Here is a 17,636-nt window from a genome sequence, read left to right as displayed (position 1 = left end):
ATGGCTGTGCCGTCAGCAGAAGTAGTTTCAGTAAATGTCGTCGGAGTCGGTTACGTCGGGGTGGCGATTTGTCTCGCGTCCAGCGCGGCGGGCCACCGAGTCGCGGCGATCGACAACAACCTGCGCCGCGTCGATGACCTTCGCGCCGACACCAACGGACGCCGTCCCGACGAGTGGGCCGATATCCGCCGAGCGGTCGCGGACGGCCTGGTCGATCTGTACACCAGCATCGAGACCGCTCCTGCCGCGGACCTCTGGATCGTCGCGGTCCCAACGCCGTTGGATGATGCCGGGCTGCCGGATACATCCAATATCGAGGAAGCTGCGAAGGCGATTGCCTCGGTAGTCACCCCGAACGCGGTGGTCATCCTGGAAAGCACGTCCTATCCGGGGACCACCGAGAAGATCTTCCTGCCGCCCTTCCTCGAGGCCGGTTGGACGCCAGGTGTCGACCTGTTCGTCGGATTCTCCCCGGAACGGATCAACCCGGGCAGCCAGAACTGGACGATGAAGAACATTCCGAAGCTGGTCTCCGGTTGCACCGAGGAGTGCTTGAAGGCGGTCACGGAGTTCTATCGCACCGTGGTGGACGACGTGCGGCCGATGTCGAGCACGTATGCCGCGGAGATGGCCAAGCTCTACGAAAACAGCTGGCGGCTGGTCAATATCGCCTTCGCGAACGAGCACGAAGCGCTGTGCGTCTCGCTCGGTCTCGATCCCTGGGAGATCAGCGATGCTTGCCGGACCAAGCCGTTCGGCTTCTACGGTTTCGACCCGGGCCCCGGAGCCGGCGGCCACTGCATCCCGGTGGATTCGGGCTATCTTTCGCACTTCGCCAAGTCCCACGATGTCGGCACGCCGGTCCTCGACTCGGCGATCTCGGCCAATCACGCGCGACCCTCGGTCATCGTTGGCCGAATTCACCGGCAGCTCGCCGGCTCGCACCCGGCGCGAGTGCTGGTGATCGGTGTCGCGTACAAGGCGAACATCGGCGACGTCCGTGAATCACCGGCTATCCCCATCCTGGCCGCATTGCTCGAGGCCGGGATCGAGGCGAGCTACCACGATCCGCACGTTCCGGTGCTGCAACTGGAGACCGGTCTGTTGCGGTCGGTCCCGCTCACGGCCGAAACCGTCACCGGCTACGACTGTGTCGCGGTCCTCACCGCGCACGACGCGGTGGACTGGACATTGCTGAGGAATAGTTCCGCGCCGATCGTCGACACCCGTAATGTCGCGGCGGCCATCGGCGGTGGCCAGTGAACATCGCCCTACTCGGTCAGGGGACTCGCGGCGATCTGTACCCGCTGCTCGGCATCGGCCGATCCCTGGTCGAGCGCGGTCATCGGGTCATCGTGCTGGAGTACGACGAGTACGAATCCGATATCGAGGAGGCAGGACTCGATTTCCATCTGGTGCACACCGGGAGTCAGTGTGCGCACGTGTTCGAGAACGTGCCGGTCGGTCCCGCGACGCCGAGTACCGAGTTGGCTACGCACCGGCTCTACTTCGACGCATCGCTGCGCAGTGCACCGCATTTCGTCGCGGCGCTGGGCCGGTTGGCGCCACGACCCGAGGTGATCGTGGCGCCCTCGAACCATTTGGGCGCCAGCCTGGGCGGCGAAATGCTCGGCGTCCCAGTGATTTCGACGTTCCTCGGTTCCTCGGTGCCCGCCACCTTCGATACCCGAGCAGCCAGCGGCATGCGCTCCCGATCGGACGAAAGAATGGCGAAGCTGGTCGACCGGCTCGCGTTGCCGCGCATCGCCGAGGTCCGTCGAGAAATCGGCCTCGACCCCGCGCCGGACACCACCACGTTTGCCAGGGTGGACCGGGCAGGCGGGCTGGTGTTGACGGCGTCGCCGCTGGCGACGTTGCCGCCGGCCATCCCACCGACTTTCGAGATCGTCGGCTACCCCGACTACTACGGTTCGGACCGGCACCAACTCGACGAGCCGACCAGACAGTTCCTCGCCGAAAGTCAGGTACCTGTCGTCGTCTGCACCCTCGGCGACGGCTGGGCCAGAACCCTTCCCGATCAACTGCGACAGTTCCTCGACCGCGCCGACCAGGGCCGGTATCGCCTGCTCATGATCGGTGGCCGAGTGCCAGGGCTCAGCTCGGGCCCGGGCACCCGGATCGTTTCGCGGGCCAACCTGCGCGAAGTACTCGGCTACGCCGACGTCTCGGTCAACCACGGCGGCATGGGAACCCTGATCGCGGCGCTTCGCGGCGCGGTGCCCTCGGTGATGATGACGCAATGGCCCGACGGCCGCCGCAATGCCGCGGCCCTCGCCGAACAAGGGCTCGGCATCGATCTGGGCAGTGCCCCGAGCACGGACGAGTTCTTCCGAGCTGTTGACGAAGCCATCGGCAACGACATGATCAAACAGCGGTTACACGCCGCGAGCACTGCTATGCGCGCCGAGCGCGACCCGGCCGACGCGCTGCTGGATCGGCTTCACCGAGAACGGAAGGGCAGGACCGACCATGCCGAAACAAGTACTGGTCGTAGCGGCGCATCCCGATGACGAGATCCTGGGCATGGGCGGCACGATCGCGCGCCACGTGAAGCAGGGTGACGAAGTCACGGTCGTCTGGGTGACCGACGGCAGCAGCACGCAGTATCCCGGCCGTCCCGACATCGTCGAACGTAAGTATCTGGAGGCCGAGGCCGCATTGGAAACGCTCGGCGTGCGCAACTGGATAAAGGGCGGACTGCCCGACATGCGGCTGGACACCATCGCTCATGTCGAGATCAACCAGGTTGTCGCGGACGCCGTCGATCAGACCGAACCGGACACCGTCTACAGCGTCCACCCGGATGTAAACCGCGACCACCGAGCGGTTTTCGAGTCCGTCGCCGTCGTCGCCCGGCCACGGCCGGGAAGCCGGATCCGCCGGTTTCTCACCTATGCGCCGATGTCCAGCAACGAATGGACCCCGGCGCCGGAGAGCACCTTCACACCGACCTGGTTCGTGGACATCAGCGCCGAAATCGACGCGAAGCTGCGCGCCTTCGCCTGCTACGACACCGAGAACCGGGATTGGCCGCACCCGCGGTCCGCTCGGGCAATCCAAGCATCGGCAGAGCTGTGGGGCTCGGTCATCGGAACGTCGGCGGCCGAACCGTTCCTGCTCATCCGCGAAATCGAAAGGTGACCGTCGTGGTCAACGCCCAACCGGTCAGAGCCATCCTGGTTGGTTACGGATACTGGGGTTCCCGATTCCTCAACATCGCGAGCCGGGTGGACAAACTCCAGATCGTCGGCGTCGTGGATTCCCGATTCGGGGAGGACGGATTCACCAGGCCCACCTCACTGCCCGGGGGCAGCGACCTCGCCGCCGCGTTGGCCGACTCGCAGGTCGAAGCGGCGATCGTCACCACTCCGGCGTCGGCACACATCGAACCGATCCGGCAGGCGCTGCGCGCGGGCAAACATGTCTTCACCGAAAAACCGTTCACGGTGACCACCCGAGACAGCACCGAACTGCTGGGTTTGGCGCGCGACGGTGATCTCATGCTGACCGTGGACCACCAGTACTGGTGGAGCGCGGAGGTTGCTGCGCTGGGAAAGGCATTGGCCGACAAGGCAATCGGTGACGTGGTCGCGGTAGCGGTGGAACGGGCGGCCGACGGCCCGGTCCGCTACGACGTGGACGCACTGTGGGATTTGGCGATACACGACATCTCGATACTGGTGCGGCTCGGCGTGCTGGGGGAGGGCGACAAGCCCTGTTTGGAGGTCGAGGAATGTCGGGAAACGATGGACGGTCAGGTCGCGGGCTGCGTAGCACTCACCGGACGGACACCGTCGGCGATCACTCTCCGGCTGCACGCCTGCTGGATCAGCCGCACCAAACGCAGAGGTTTCGTTATCGCAGGCGAACGCGGCAGCGTCCACTTGGTGGAGACCGACCGCTACCTGTCGGCCTGGCTGATCCGAGACGGACGACGAACGCTGCTGTCCCGCAGTGCGAAATCCGGCAACGGCACCCCCATTGAACTCGCACTCGAGGAGTTCATCGCCGGGGTTCGCGGCACACCAGACCTGCGGAAGGCCACCGATGCCGGACGGGTGGTCACCGCGATAGAACACATCGAAAGTTCGGCCCGGCAGGTCGCGACAGTCGTTCGCTCGCCGCGTTGCTGGCTATGAGCAGGCTCCGGCGGCATTCGCCGGCTGCCATCCCCCTAGGCGAGAGTGAGTTTGCCCATGACGGCAGAATTCACCGGTCGGCATGTGCTGGCCGAGTTCGGTGGTGTCGACGCAGCACTCTGCGACGACCTCGAACGACTCGACACGGCGCTTCGAAAATCGTTGCTTGGCGCCGGTATCACCATCTGCGAAGTGGCACACAAGAAGTTCGAGCCGCAGGGTGTCACCGTGGTGGCGCTGCTGTCGGAGTCGCACGCCTCGATCCACACCTATCCGGAATCGGGCGACATCTTCGTCGACGTTTTCACCTGCGGCAGCATCGGTGACGGCGCTACCAAGGCGGTTGACCTGCTGCGAGAAGCGTTGTCTCCCAGCACCGTACGGATCGAGGTGATCCAGCGTGGCGGTACGCGTCCGGCGGATTCGCGGGTGGGTGCGTCGGAGGTTGAGTGATGGACGTTCGCGGGGAAGTTACGGCAAAGTGCCTGAAGTGCTGACGATGGTGACCAAGTGGAAGTAGAAACGGCGGCTCCCACCTCTGTCGGCGCGCGCCGTCCCATGCTCCAATTGTTCGTCGCGCTGTGGCGGGCATTGCCGATTCTCGCCGTCGCCTGGTGGAGCTTGCTGATCGTCGGTGCTGTGCTGCCGTCGGTCTTCGCGGTGCTCACCGGGCGGGTGATCGGTCGGATCAGCGCACCGGACGGTGGGCAGCTCGCGCCCGCACTGATCGCGCTCGGGGTGTGCTTCCTGCTCATGCAGGTGTTGCCGCACGCCGAGTCCGTGGTGAGTATGAGTCTCGGTTCGCGGCTTGCGAATTGGTTGAACGATCGCCAGATGCGGGCCAGTGTGGCGCCTGCCGGGTTGGCCCATTTGGAGCACCCTGACCTCGCCGCGATTCGCGATGTCGATCGCAGCATGAGCGGTCCACCGTTGTATCTTGCGATCTACTTCGTGCGCGGCTCACTGCACCGGTTTCTCGTCGGCGTCGTTTCGGCGCTCACCCTGGCCGTGTACAGCTGGTGGGCGGCACTGGCACTGGTAGCCATCTGGACTTCCACGCATTGGCTGTTGCGGGAGAGTTCGGTGTGGAAGGACCGCAACACTACCGAGGTCGATCTGACTCGGCAGCATGCCAATTACGCGTATGCGCTCGCCATGGAGCCCGAATTTGCAAAAGAGGTAAGGCTTTTCGGCCTATCCGACTGGGTGGTAGAGCGTTTCGCCAGCTGGCGGCTCGAGTTGTATGACGCTCAATACCTGGCGACCCGGCTGCGCGAACGGTCGGTCGTCGGGGCTGCGGCACTGGTGATCGTGGGCAACATCGTGGTCTTCGGCCTCATGGGGCATGGTTATCTGGCGGGGGATTGGCCGCTGCAAGATCTGATCTCGGCTGTCCAATTGGCGGTCGGCGTGCAGTGGGTGGCGTTCGGCGGATTGAGCTGGGCTGCCGACGATGCGGCAACCGCGGTGCAGGCGGTGAACCAGCTCGAGCCGCTCCTCGGGCCCGCCGGTCACCTTTCCACTGGTGCGCGCACCGTGCCGAATCGACAGATCGAGGTGGAACTGCGCGAGGTGAGCTTCAGCTATCCCCGGTCGGAAAGTCCCGTCTATTCCGGGCTGAACCTGCGGATTCCGCCAGGGAAGTCGCTGGCGATCGTCGGGGCCAATGGCGTGGGAAAGACCAGCCTCGCCAAGTTGCTCTGTCGGTTCTACGATCCGACCGGCGGCCGAATATTGATAGACGGCATCGACCTTCGCGACCTCGACGTGGAATCCTGGCGTACCCGGATTGCCGCCGTGTTCCAGGATTTCGCACATTTCGAACGGAGCCTTCGCGACAACGTCGACCCCGCTGGCCGGTGCACCGACGACGAGATTCGCGCATCGCTGCGTGATGCGGGTGCGGACCACATCATCGATCTCGACACCCCCATGGCGAAGGGCTACGTCGGCGGGACGGACCTGTCCGGCGGGCAGTGGCAGCGGGTGGCCCTCGCGCGCGTGCTGTGCGGCGTCCGCTCGGGGGCGCAGCTCGTGATTCTGGACGAACCGACCGCCAATCTGGATGTTTCGGGCGAGGCGACGATGTTCTCCCGATTGCTGGCCGAGACGAAAGGCACGACCACGGTGCTGATTTCGCACCGGTTCTCCACGGTCCGGATGGCCGATCAGATCGCTGTGCTGGTCGACGGGAAGGTCGCCGAGTTCGGCAACCACGACCAGCTGATCGCCGCCGACGGGCACTACCGGCGGATGTTCGACTTGCAGGCCAGCCGGTTCACTACCGAATACAACGAGGACGGTGAGCAGTATCTCGTACTCGAATGATGTGCTACCGGGGGCAAATTCGGAGGTCGCGCTGCCCGGTGGCCCGGCGTCGATGTGGCGGCTGATCAAACTGTGTTATCGGTTCGAGCCGCGGCTGATGATCGTGTCACTGGCCGTCCAGGTTCTTGCGGCTGTTCCCCGGCCGCTCACCATCGTGTGGTTGGGGATGCTGACCGCGGGAGCCGTGCAGCGCCGAGGTGTGCTGATCTTCGTCGCCCTCGGTGCCATGGCGCTGTCCACCTGCGCGAGCTGGCTACTCACGATCGCCGCCGAACGCACCGGGCGCCGGTTCCGTGATCGGCTGACGATCTCGCTGGAAACCCATGTAGCGCGGCTGTTCGCCTCGATCGACACGATCGAACACCATGAGCGGCCCGAGCATCTGGACCGGCTGGCGGTGCTGCGCAAGCAGGTGTACATGGTCGACCACCTGTACGAGTCGATCGTCATCAGCGCGGTGTGGATCTTCCAGCTGGCCATGATCATGCTGCTGCTCAGCACAGTCGACCCGCTGCTGCCGTTGCTGCTGGTCTTCGCTATTCCGGTGATGGTGACGGCGGCGCTGCGACCCGGTGTGGAGCGCCGCGTCGAAGAGAGTGTCGCCCCGCATAGTCGGTTCGCCGATCACCTGTTCGACCTCGCAACCACCCCGGCGGCGGCGAAAGATGTCCGGCTGGCCGGGATCGGGCCGCGGTTGGTCAAGGATCGGGCGGAGGCATGGGCCAAGTGGTACCGACCCATCGGACGATCGCGAGCGGTCTCCGCCGGTTGGGATGCGGGTGCCTGGGCGGTATTCGGACTCGGTTACGCGTTGATGTTGTTCTATGTGGTCGAGGTCGCGGAGGCGCCTGCGGCAGGGGTGGTACTGGTGCTGTCGGCCGGCATCCAGATGTCGGATTATGTCTCGGCGGCTATCGGTGAGATCGACTTCATCCGTGGCGTGTTCCTGGACGCGGCGCGCCGCCTCATGTGGTTGGAGGACTACGCGCGGGCGGTCGCCTCGGCTGGTGCGCTGCCCGCGCCCGAGCAGATCAATCAGGGAATCACCTTGCGCGAGGTGAGTTTTCGATATCCGGGTGCCGCGATACCCACGCTGGTCGGCGCGAACCTCACGCTGCCCGCGGGTTCGGTGGTCGCCGTGATCGGGGAGAACGGGGCGGGCAAGTCGACGCTGGTCAAGCTGCTGACCAAGTTCTACCCGCCCACCGAGGGCACCATCGAGATCGACGGAGTGCCACTCGATCAGATCGATACCGAGCAGTGGCGTCGACGTATCGCGGGTGCGTTTCAGGACTTCGCGACGTTCGAGTTCGCCGCCCGGACCGCTATCGGCATAGGTGATCTGCGAAGCATGGATGACGAGTCCGCTCTCCGGGCGGCTGTCGAGCGCGGTGGTGCCGACGATCTGCTTGCACACTTACCGGCGGGATTGGCTACCCAGCTCGGGCCGCGCTGGCCGGACGGGGTGGATGTCAGTTTCGGTCAGTGGCAGAAGCTGGCTCTGGCCCGAGGTTTCATGCGGACCGCCCCGCTGCTGGTGGTACTGGATGAACCGACGGCTGCCCTCGACGCGGAGACCGAACACAGCCTGTTCGAGGGCTTTGCCAGGGCCGCCCAGGCGGCGCGTGCCGAGGGCCGGATCACCGTGCTGGTCTCGCATCGATTCTCCACGGTCCAGATGGCCGATCTGATCGTGGTGGTCGAAGGTCGCCGCATCGCCGAGGTCGGTGACCACGACTCGCTGATGCGGCTCGACGGCACCTACGCCCGCCTGTATGGGATTCAGCAGCGCGCCTACCAGACCTGAACGGGCTGGCTTAACCACACGAGAATGTCCGCCCTGGTGCTCGGCGGACAACGTCGAATCGCCGGATTTGAGCTGAGAGGTCGAGTCATGAACGTGTTCGAAGAAGTGGATTTCACGAGCTGTGATCCTCGGGCGAAGCTGGCGGCCTTGAACGGGGAGAAGGTGACGTTCCGGCAGTGCGGCTTCACCGGCGCGGACCTGAGCGACCTCGACCTGGCCGACGCGGTCATCGACCGATGCACGTTCGATGACGCGGTACTACGGGATTGCCGATTGGATGACGCGGCGATCACCGGTGGGAGCTTCTTACGCACCGATTTCAGCGGGGTCGACCTCACCAGCGCGGTCTTCGAGAACGTCGACCTGTCGCAGGCCCGTTTCAGCGATGCGCTGCTGGCGGAAACCCGATTCACCGGCTGCAAGATGACCGGTACCGACCTCACGTCCCTGCGTGGTCTCGCGGTGACCCTGACAATCGAGAACTGCAATCTCCAATTGGCCAATCTCGCCGAGGCGAAACTTCGTGGCCTGCACATCACCGGATCCGACTTGACCGAAGCCGACCTCTATCGCACGGACCTACGTGACGCCGTCTTCATAGACTGCAAATTACGAGAGGTCGACCTCTCGGAAACTCGGCTCCGCGGCGCTGATCTGCGCGGCGCCGATCTCGGCGGCATCATCGCCAAGGATCCTCGGCAGTTGCGCGGGGCGGTGATTTCTCCCGCCCAAGCCGCGGACATTTGCCGCGCACTGGGTCTGACCGTGATCTGATACGCAGCGGTGCGAACTGCCGTTCGATGGGGGTAATTACTCAGCGGATGTGCTCCGTGCGTGTGATTCGTGCAGGAGCAGCAGCGTGTAGGCGGCGACCGTGCCCGCGGTAGCGATTTCACCGGTGCGGATCATGGATTCGACGGTGCTGCGCGGCAGCCACGCGGACCGCATGTCCTGTTCTTCCGGTTCGCGCTGCGGTGGTCCGGCGGTGAGATCGGTCGCCAGGTAAACGTGTCCTCGTTGGGCGGTCAAGGTGGGGGCCGCGTCGAGGGTGCCGAGATAGCTCATGTTCGTGGCGCGCAGGCCTGTTTCCTCTCGTAATTCCGCGTGCGCGAGGTCGATCGGGTCGGCTCGGTGGCCTGGTGTCGGCGTCCCGGCGGGGAACTCCCAGCAGCGTCGGGCGATCGGGTATCGGAATTGTTCGACCATGTGTAGGCGATCACCGTCCATGGGGATGATCATGGCGAAGTCGGCGCGGTCGAGGACCCCGTAAATCCCTGTGTCGCCATTGGGTCGACGGACGGTATCCTCGCGCACCGACATCCAAGGATTCGCGTACACGGCGCGGCTTCCGATGGTTTCCACGAGTATCGATCTTTCCATGCTCTCGAACAAGTCGGCATCATCGGACTATGGGTCGAGCACCTTGCCCGGATTGAACAGGCCGAGTGGGTCGAGTGTGCGTTTGATCGCGATCATGAGGTCGACTGCCGCGCCGTGTTCCTCGCGCAGGTACTTCTTCTTGGTGAGGCCGATGCCGTGTTCGCCGGTCGCGGTGCCACCGACGGCGAGCGCGTGCCGTACCAATCTGTCGGAAAACTGTTGTACTACAGCGTAATTCAGGTCGGAGAAGGGGATGATGGTGTGCACATTGCCGTCCCCGACGTGTCCGGCGACGCTGATCGCCAAGCCGAGTTCGTCCCCGAGCCGGGTCGCGGTATCGACCGCCGCGGCGAGCTGCGAATAGGGGACGGCGGTGTCGGTCACCAGAAAGCGGCTTCCCGGGTGGCGTGACTTGAGGGCGAAGAAGAGATTGTGCCGGTCCGCCCAGAGGGCATGCCGCTCGGTATGGGTGCGTGCGGCCGCGATATCGATGGCATCGTGGGCCCGCACGATTCGCTGGATCTCTTGCTCTTCGGCAGTGGCCGCCGGTTCTGACGACGATTCGATATCGATGAACAGTGCCGGCGTCTCGGCGTAGTCGGCGCCACGGAATGTGTTGAGCGCGATCATGCCCGGGGCGTCGACCAGTTCGAGCCTGCTCACCGGCAGCGCCGCGCCGAGCATCTCCAGGGCGGCATCGACTGCTGCCGTCACGGTAGGGAACGAAACCCGCAGCGAGCGCAGCCATTCCGGGATCGGATGCAGGCGAACGGTGAGTTCGGTGATGATGCCGAGCGTTCCCGCTGAGCCGATGATCAGGTCCTTCAGGTCGTAGCCGCTCGACGATTTGCGGACCGCGCGGCCTAGCCGCACCACCGTTCCGTCGGCCTGTACCACTTGCAGGGCGAGGACATTCGCGCGCATTCCGCCGTAGCGGACGGTGGTGGTGCCGCTGGCATTGGTCGCGGCCATACCGCCCAGCGAAGCGTCGGCGCCGGGATCCACGGTGAACTGCAAACCGGATTCCGCCGTCGCCGCGTTCAGTTGGGTGCGGGTGACTCCGGGTTGCACCGTCGCGGTGAAATCGGTGGGGGAGATGTCCAGGATCGAATTCGCCTGCGACAGGTCGATGATCAGCTCATTGCCCTGCGCGAGCAGGTGACCTTCCAAACTGGTTCCGGCGCCGCGAGATATGAGCGGCGTCCGGGTCGCTCGCGCCCACCGGACCATCGCGGCTACCTCGTCGACATTGGCCGGGTACGCGACTCCGCACGGCCGTTGCCCGGCCCGACCGGTCTCGTCTACCGTGTATTGGTCGAGAACCGCTGAGCGAGTATCGATCCCGAGGGGCGGGCCGTCGAACGCGGTGGTCATCGCGATGCCGAAATTCGGGTCATCGTGCTCCTCCGTCCGGGCCGCTCTCGTTCGAAGCGTGTGTTCGCATGGTAGATCTCGCGTGTCGGCCCTCGCCACCGATCGACGCCCGCATCAGGGCGGCGAAGTGTGTTGTGCCAGCAACAGATCTCCCACTGGGGAGCGAGACGTAGGCCGGTCCGGCGTACGACACCGGCGTGGTGGAAGGGGACCTAGTGTCGATCAGCCTGTGTCAGGGCGTGTCCAGCACAGTTGCGGGGACGCCGTAGGGCAGGAACCGCACGCGGCGGCGTTCGTCGGTATTGTCGCGATGCGCCCGCAACGCCTCGAGTTCGCTGGGAAAGACCTGCTCGACCCTGGCACCACCGGCGTCATCGATGCTGTAGATCACCCACACCCCGCTGCCGGTCTCGCCGGTGGTCTCGTCTTCCGGTTTCGGCGGTCGCGTGCGCTCCGGCTGAACAAATTGACCGAGCAGCGACGCCAGCGTATTCATGCTGGTGCGATCGATGTACCCGCCGGCCTTTCCGAGGAGGTCACGTAATTCGATCCCCGCCTCCCGTAAAGCGCGTTCGAATTCTTCCGGATCGATCCCAAACGGCCTGTCGGCTGCCATCACGTTCCTCCTGGAGACGAATCGGCGCTACGGCTTCAGTGTCCTCGCGTAACCGCGACTTCGCCACGTCCCGATGGTGGGGGGTGGTCGAAGCTCGGGGCGGGTATCAATCCGCCATTCTGCTGTAGAAATGTCGGCCACACACCGGTGGCGTCGAAATGTCCGGAGCCCGTGGGGTTTCGGGCTCCGGACAGGGGGATCGGCGGGGTTATTCGGGGTGGGGGAGGGCGCTGATGCCGGTGTGGGCGGGCAGGGCCGTGAGTAGTTTCGCGATTTCCGGGGCACTGTCGAAGTGGCGTTTCTGCAGTTGCGCGACCTTCGACTCGAAGTCGGGGTCGGGGTCATCGGTGAGGTCGTATGTCTGGAACTTCTCGGCTAGCGGGAGTCCGATTCGTACGGACTCGGTGTGGGCCGGGTGGCTCAGGTACGCCCAGTAAGCGTCGAGGTCCGCCAGGACGAAGATGGCGCCCCAGTCGAAATCGCTGCCGTACTCGCGGCCCGCGATGAACGACTGCACGGCCGGGATGATTCGGCCCTGTTCGTCCAGGCTCGCCAACGCCGCCTCGGCCTGTTCCTGGGTGACGCCTTGCCGGAGTTTGATCCGGTTGCCGTGGTAGATCATCGAATTCTCCTCGATCGCGGTGGAAGGTTTCAGTGGCGGGCCGCGAGGCGGCGGCGTTCGAGGACGGTTGCGACGGCATAGCCACCGCCGCCGCCGAGGGTGAGGACCCAGAAGAGGCCGGGAGTTCCGAGCAGGAGTGCGCCGGTGGAGACCAGAGCGAGCCAGGTGCCGAGGCAGTAGTGCAGGACATTGCGGCGCGCGGCGCCTTCGCCGAGGTAGAGCAGCCCGACGATGAGACCGGCGCCGGTGGGCCAGAGCACCGTCTGCAGGTCGGATCTGTCCAACAGAGAGGTGATACCGGTGATGGCGAGGAAGAGGGCGGCGAAGGCGCTGGCCCAGGAGATGCCGAGAAGTTTGCCGGACAAGATGTCGGGGCTGTCGGCGCCGCGTTGAGCGCGCAGCGCGGCCAAGGTCGCTTGGACGGTGCCGACAGCGAGGCCGATGCCGAGCAGGGCCATCGGCAGCCAGCCGGGCAGGCTGACCATCGGATCGGAGCCTTTGGACAGGGCGGCGGCGCCGTGCCCGAACAGGTACGCGAGCGCGAAGCTGAGGTAGGTGGCGCGGTTGTCGACGTCGCCGACGCGGACGAGAGCGGAGTTGGATGGGGCGGGGAGGGTGATGGTAGCCATGGCTGAATTCCTCATTGTGCGAACAGAATTGAACTGACGGTGGTCGAGATGTGGTGATCGGCTACGCGGTGATGACGACCTTGCCCGCGACCGTGCGCGACTCGGCGAGTGCGAGCGCCTGCGCGACGTCGGCCAGCGGGAACTGCGCGGCGATCTGCGGCGAGAGAACGCCGTCCGCCAGCAGCCGCAGCACCTGGAGCAGGTCCTCGCGCAGCCGATTACGGAAGGCGGGCAACCGGCGCTTGCCCGCCCAGAAGTTGTAGAAGTGGGCGCTCTTGCCATTGGGCAGGTAGTTCCACAGCGCCAATCGGGCGAGCGACTTCAATACGGGCAGTTGGGAATTGCCGTCCTCGTCCTTTGTCGCCGCGGTGCCGTAGGACACCAGCGTCCCGCCCTTGCGCAGCAACGCCCAGGACTGCGCCAATCCGGCGCCGCCGACGTGGTCGAACACGGCGTCGACACCGTCGGGCGCGATCTCCCGGATGCGCTGGTACATGTCCGGGTCGCGATAGTCGACCGGGATAGCGCCCAGTTCACGGATCGTGTCGTGATGCCTGGGTGCTGCCGTCCCGATCACGGTGATACCGGCGTGCCCGGCCAGTTGCACGAGGGTGGAACCGACGCCGCCGTTGGCGCCGAGCACCACGATCGTGGCGCCGCTGGGCACCTTGGCCGTCCGGTGCAGCATCTGCCATGCGGTGATTCCGTTGACCAGCACCGTTTCCGCGGCGGCCGCGGTGACGCCGTCCGGTATCGGCACCAGATCCGCGGCGTCGATCAGCAGGTGGCTGGCCCAGCCGCCGACCTTGACGACGGCGGCGTACCGACGCCCGACCATCGCGGGGTCCACCTCGGGGCCGACGGCGGTGACGGTGCCGACCACGTCGTAGCCGGGAACGAAGGGGAACGGTGGCTGGTCGTAGTACTTGCCGCGGCGCATCTGCTGCTCGGCGAAGGACACGCCGGTCGCATCCATGCGCAGGACAACCTGGCCCTTGCTGGGCGCGGGAAGTTTGCGGGTGCGGAGCAGCAGGTCGTTCGCTTCGACCTTGCCCGGTAGCACGACCTCGGTGGTGACAGTGGTGGTGTTCATGACGTTCTCCGCGCTCAGTGAATGATTACAGCTGTAAACATACACACGTTAGGTTCGGAGATTCAAGGGGTAACACCGATAAGTTTTCAGGTGTAAGTTGACGGTATGGCAGACAACATGACCGCGTCTCCCACTCGGGTTCGCAACCGTCGAGGGGAGGGCGCCCGCTTGCGCGACGACATCGTGGCCGCGGCCGTCGAACTGCTCGACGAGACCGGCGACGAAAAGGCCGTCACCTTGCGGTCCGTCGCCCGCCGCGTCGGGATCGCCGCGCCCTCGATCTACCGTCACTTTCCCGACCAGCCGACGATCATGCTGGCCGTCGTGCAGCAGGCATTCGGTGAGCTCGCGGAGTATCTGAGCGCCGCCGTGACCGGGGTAGGCGACGACCCGAGGGACCGGCTGTTCGCCGTCTGTCACGCGTACCTGGAGTTCGCTGAACGTAATCCCCAGCGCTACCGCACCATGTTCGGCGGCCTGTGGATGCCCGCTCTGGACGAAACCACGCTGACGGAGGCCGATATGGTCGCCCTCGGCGACGAGACCCTGCGTCTACTCACCGAGGTCATGTCGGACTGCGTCCGCGCCGACCAGGCCACCAGTACCGATCTGCCCGCCGACACCATCGGCCTGTGGCTCGGCCTGCACGGGCTGGCGCACCAGCGCGCGTCGACCGTCGCGTTCCCGTGGCCACCGGACATCGCCGACCGCATGATCACGTCGCTGGCCCACCTGAAGGACGCGCCCTAGCCGGACCGCGGGCCGGGGGTCAGACTTTCTGCCCATCCCGTGCACGTTCAGAGCGTGCCGAGCTCATCACACAGGCGCAGATAGATGTCGAGGACCGATGGTGCGCCGGAAGCGCCGGTGGGCGTACCTGTTTCGATCCACTCGGTGAAGGCGGCGAACAGGACCGTACCGGCGACGGCGAGCATGAACCGCACCCGCGAGCGTGCCGTGGCGGGAATCGTCGCGAGCAATCCGTCGGTCCGCTCGTTGGCCGCCGCCGTTGCCGCCGCCATCAGCTGTGGTGATGACGTGATGGCCTGATACATATCCGCGGTCGCACCCACGTCCGGGCTCTGGTCGATGTTTGCCAGCACGCTGCCGAATGCCTGCTCGATATCGCGCAAACGCACCTCATTCGGATCCGCGCGCACGAACAGTTCGTCGACGGCGTCGCTGAATCCCCACCGGTCGAAGACGAGCGCGCGGTCCCTGGTGGCGAAATACCGGAAGAACGTGCGCGCGGACACCCCGGCACGCGCGGCGATGTCATCGACGGTGACTTGATCCGCGCCGCGCTCGGCGGCCAGCGCCACCGCGGCCGCATGGATCTCCAGTTCGGTCTGCCGCCGCCGGCGCGCCCGCAGATCCGGACCGGGGCGCTCCGTTGACGCGTCTGTGCTCGGCATCACTCCAGCCTAGCAAAGTGACAGAGCTTACCTACTTGGCATATGCAGACACTATGGCAGAGTCTGCCATTCGCGCTTAGCCTGAGGGTAGCCGACCTCCCCTACCAGTGTCGCTAAGGGCCGGTTTCAGGCTTCTCTACCCCCGGTGAAGTCGAAGGAGCCATTCATGACGTCGTCACAACTGTTGGTTCGCCCGCTCGCACCGAGCGAGGTGATCCACTTCCGGTTCGGGCTCTACGTGGGGTATTGCACGCAGGTTCGCGGCAAGCTCGACTCGGCCGCGCTGGCGAAGGCGTTCGAGATCCTGCGCTCGGCCTATCCGATCCTGTCCGCCCGACTGGTGCTCGACCACGCGAGCCAGCCGTCTATCGAAGCCGCACCGGAACTATCCGCCGTGGTCGACGAGGTAGCCGGTCCCACCGACAACCCGCTGTTCGGACTACCCGACCTGAACGACCGCGCCGCGGCGATCCACACGGTGCGTGGGAGCGATGACACCGCCGCGGTCACCCTGCTGACCCATCACGCCATCGCTGACGGTCACCACTCACTACACCTGCTATCCGAACTATGGAACTGCTATACCGCCTGCGTCGACGGCACACCTGCCGTTCCAACCCGCCACGATTACCCCCACTCGCTCGAGCACCTGCTCGATCAGCGCGGCATCGACACCGGGTCCGTCGACGCCCTGCCGGACACGGACATATTCGGAGCCCTGGCCGACGTCGATACCCCTTCGGGTCCGCCCGAGCGCGTTCGCACTCGCCTGTCCGCCGCCGACACCGCCGCCCTCCTCGCTACCGGACGTAGCCACGGGACCACGCTCAACGGGTTGGTCTCCGCCGCGCTGCTGGCCGCCACCGCACAAAGCCGCAGCGTCGACATCGACACCCTGCACTACACCTACCCCGTCGATTTGCGGACCAGACTCACCCCGCGGATCGGATACCCCGAGGGCACCAATGTGCTCGGCATGGCCTATTTCGTGGCGGACCCGCAGGCTGATGACGATCTTCTCGCACTGGCCCGTGCGGTCACCAGCAAGCTGCGCGAAGGAGTCGCCACCGGCGCGGTCTTCGCGGGGAGTTCGCAGTTCATGTCTGCCGCTTCCGACGGCGGGGATTTCGCCAACCCCGAAGCGTTTTTGTCGGCCTTGCTGGTGTCGACGAACTGGGGAGTCATTCCACACCTGCCCACCCCGCCCGAACTCACCATCGAAGACTTCCACCCCCTCATGCCGAACAATCCCATGACATCCGTTGCCCCCTACGTCATCACGACCTACGACGGCCAACTCACCATCGACACCTCGGCTCACTCGCCCGACACAAGTCGACTCCTCGCCGACCACCTCCACGGCTTGGCCCGGCGGTCCGGTTAGGACACGGTCACTACAAGTCTGCCGGGCAGGCCCGTCGCGGTGCCGCTCGCTGCGGGTGCCCGGCTGCCGCTCGATGGCACAATGACCAGGTGGTGACCGTTCTGCTGATCGAGGATGACCCGCACGTCCGCCGCGGGCTTGAACTCGCTCTCGGTCGGTATGGATACACGGTGCTCCCCGCCGCGAGCGGGGAGGAAGGAATAGACCTGTTCGTCACGATGTCGCCGGACGTCGTGATTCTCGACATCATGTTGCCCGGAGCCGATGGCTTCGAGGTGTGTCGTCGGCTTCGCGCCGAGTCGGCGGTGCCGATCGTCATGCTGACCGCGCGCGACGAGGACATCGATGTGGTCGGCGGCCTCGAGGTCGGCGCCGACGACTATGTGGTCAAACCGGTGCAGCCGCGGGTGCTCGACGCGCGAATCAAGGCGGTGCTGCGCCGCGGGACCTACGACCGTCGAGGGCAACCGACCACCGTGATCGATCAGGGCGGACTGACCATTGACACCGATTCCCTCATGGTCACCAAGGACGGTGCCCCGGTGCCGTTGACGCCCACCGAACTGCGGCTGTTGCTGGAACTGTCGGGCAACCCGGGCCGGGTATTGAGCAGGCAGCAGCTCCTGGAATCGGTGTGGGGTCACGACTATTTGGGCCAGTCCCGGCTGGTCGACAGTTGCATCCAACGGGTCCGTGCGAAGGTCGAAAACGATCCCGCGGCACCGGTTTTCGTTCAGACGGTCCGGGGTTTCGGATACCGGTTCGGCCCAGTGTGAAGCCGCCGCGCTGGCTTTCGGCGCCCTCGGGGCGCCCGAAGACCCTGAAGGT

18 protein-coding genes are annotated in these 17,636 nt (G+C 65.4%); 11 read left to right on the top strand and 7 right to left on the bottom strand.

Annotated features, from left to right (window positions below; genetic code table 11):
• The 8 genes from KV110_RS23605 (at position 1) to KV110_RS23570 (ending at position 9,069) form a co-directional block, all read left to right on the top strand.
• On the top strand, positions 1-1,263 hold the full coding sequence (locus tag KV110_RS23605; protein WP_218469463.1) for a nucleotide sugar dehydrogenase: 1,263 nt from the start codon (positions 1-3) through the stop codon (positions 1,261-1,263).
• The gene (locus KV110_RS23600; RefSeq protein ID WP_218469462.1) at positions 1,260-2,531 is read left to right on the top strand and encodes a glycosyltransferase; all 1,272 of its coding nucleotides are present in this window, start codon (positions 1,260-1,262) and stop codon (positions 2,529-2,531) included. Before KV110_RS23605 ends, KV110_RS23600 begins: the two co-directional genes overlap by 4 nt.
• Positions 2,491-3,162: a PIG-L deacetylase family protein gene (locus tag KV110_RS23595; RefSeq protein ID WP_218469461.1), complete on the top strand. Its 672-nt coding sequence runs from the start codon at positions 2,491-2,493 to the stop codon at positions 3,160-3,162. The genes KV110_RS23600 and KV110_RS23595 overlap by 41 nt, the downstream gene beginning before the upstream one ends.
• A gap of 5 nt (positions 3,163-3,167) precedes the next feature.
• A complete protein-coding gene (locus KV110_RS23590; RefSeq protein WP_218469460.1) occupies positions 3,168-4,160 on the top strand; it encodes a Gfo/Idh/MocA family protein in 993 nt (330 codons plus the stop codon).
• Between the two features lie 57 nt (positions 4,161-4,217).
• A complete protein-coding gene (gene speD / locus KV110_RS23585; RefSeq protein ID WP_246633930.1) occupies positions 4,218-4,613 on the top strand; it encodes an adenosylmethionine decarboxylase in 396 nt (131 codons plus the stop codon).
• Between the two features lie 57 nt (positions 4,614-4,670).
• Positions 4,671-6,488: an ABC transporter ATP-binding protein gene (locus KV110_RS23580; protein WP_218469459.1), complete on the top strand. Its 1,818-nt coding sequence runs from the start codon at positions 4,671-4,673 to the stop codon at positions 6,486-6,488.
• A complete protein-coding gene (locus tag KV110_RS23575; RefSeq protein WP_218469458.1) occupies positions 6,463-8,295 on the top strand; it encodes an ABC transporter ATP-binding protein in 1,833 nt (610 codons plus the stop codon). Before KV110_RS23580 ends, KV110_RS23575 begins: the two co-directional genes overlap by 26 nt.
• Before the next feature lie 87 nt (positions 8,296-8,382).
• On the top strand, positions 8,383-9,069 hold the full coding sequence (locus KV110_RS23570) for a pentapeptide repeat-containing protein (protein WP_218469457.1): 687 nt from the start codon (positions 8,383-8,385) through the stop codon (positions 9,067-9,069).
• 36 nt (positions 9,070-9,105) lie between these two features.
• Here KV110_RS23570 and KV110_RS23565 read toward each other — a convergent pair whose 3' ends face one another.
• The 6 genes from KV110_RS23565 to KV110_RS23540 form a co-directional block, all read right to left on the bottom strand.
• Positions 9,106-9,615 (bottom strand): NUDIX domain-containing protein, encoded by a 510-nt coding sequence (locus tag KV110_RS23565; protein WP_246634765.1) that lies wholly within the window; start codon positions 9,613-9,615, stop codon positions 9,106-9,108.
• Positions 9,616-9,702: 87 nt separating this feature from the next.
• Positions 9,703-11,049, bottom strand: coding sequence for an FAD-binding oxidoreductase (locus KV110_RS23560; RefSeq protein ID WP_218469456.1), 1,347 nt, complete (start codon positions 11,047-11,049; stop codon positions 9,703-9,705).
• A gap of 232 nt (positions 11,050-11,281) precedes the next feature.
• Positions 11,282-11,665 (bottom strand): hypothetical protein, encoded by a 384-nt coding sequence (locus KV110_RS23555; RefSeq protein ID WP_218469455.1) that lies wholly within the window; start codon positions 11,663-11,665, stop codon positions 11,282-11,284.
• 208 nt (positions 11,666-11,873) lie between these two features.
• Complete coding sequence (locus KV110_RS23550; RefSeq protein WP_218469454.1) at positions 11,874-12,287, bottom strand: Dabb family protein; 414 nt, start codon at positions 12,285-12,287, stop codon at positions 11,874-11,876.
• A gap of 29 nt (positions 12,288-12,316) precedes the next feature.
• Positions 12,317-12,916, bottom strand: a complete 600-nt coding sequence (locus KV110_RS23545; RefSeq protein WP_218469453.1) for an ABC transporter permease — start codon at positions 12,914-12,916, stop codon at positions 12,317-12,319.
• A 61-nt stretch (positions 12,917-12,977) separates the two neighbouring features.
• Positions 12,978-14,009 (bottom strand): medium chain dehydrogenase/reductase family protein, encoded by a 1,032-nt coding sequence (locus tag KV110_RS23540; RefSeq protein ID WP_218469452.1) that lies wholly within the window; start codon positions 14,007-14,009, stop codon positions 12,978-12,980.
• A 105-nt stretch (positions 14,010-14,114) separates the two neighbouring features.
• Between KV110_RS23540 and KV110_RS23535 the strand changes: the two genes are divergently transcribed.
• Positions 14,115-14,759: a TetR/AcrR family transcriptional regulator gene (locus KV110_RS23535; RefSeq protein ID WP_218469451.1), complete on the top strand. Its 645-nt coding sequence runs from the start codon at positions 14,115-14,117 to the stop codon at positions 14,757-14,759.
• A gap of 47 nt (positions 14,760-14,806) precedes the next feature.
• Here KV110_RS23535 and KV110_RS23530 read toward each other — a convergent pair whose 3' ends face one another.
• Positions 14,807-15,424, bottom strand: coding sequence for a TetR/AcrR family transcriptional regulator (locus tag KV110_RS23530; RefSeq protein WP_218469450.1), 618 nt, complete (start codon positions 15,422-15,424; stop codon positions 14,807-14,809).
• Between the two features lie 166 nt (positions 15,425-15,590).
• Here KV110_RS23530 and KV110_RS23525 point away from each other — a divergent pair, with 166 nt between their 5' ends.
• Both KV110_RS23525 and KV110_RS23520 read left to right on the top strand, forming a co-directional pair.
• Positions 15,591-16,808 carry a phthiocerol/phthiodiolone dimycocerosyl transferase family protein gene (locus tag KV110_RS23525; protein WP_218469449.1) on the top strand — a complete coding sequence of 406 codons (1,218 nt, stop codon included), beginning with the start codon at positions 15,591-15,593 and terminating at the stop codon, positions 16,806-16,808.
• An 89-nt stretch (positions 16,809-16,897) separates the two neighbouring features.
• Positions 16,898-17,584: a response regulator transcription factor gene (locus KV110_RS23520; protein ID WP_218469448.1), complete on the top strand. Its 687-nt coding sequence runs from the start codon at positions 16,898-16,900 to the stop codon at positions 17,582-17,584.
• The last annotated feature ends 52 nt before the right edge of the window (positions 17,585-17,636 follow it).

This window comes from Nocardia iowensis (genome assembly GCF_019222765.1).
Classification (GTDB): domain Bacteria; phylum Actinomycetota; class Actinomycetes; order Mycobacteriales; family Mycobacteriaceae; genus Nocardia; species Nocardia iowensis.
This window is presented reverse-complemented; position numbering and strand designations above follow the sequence as displayed.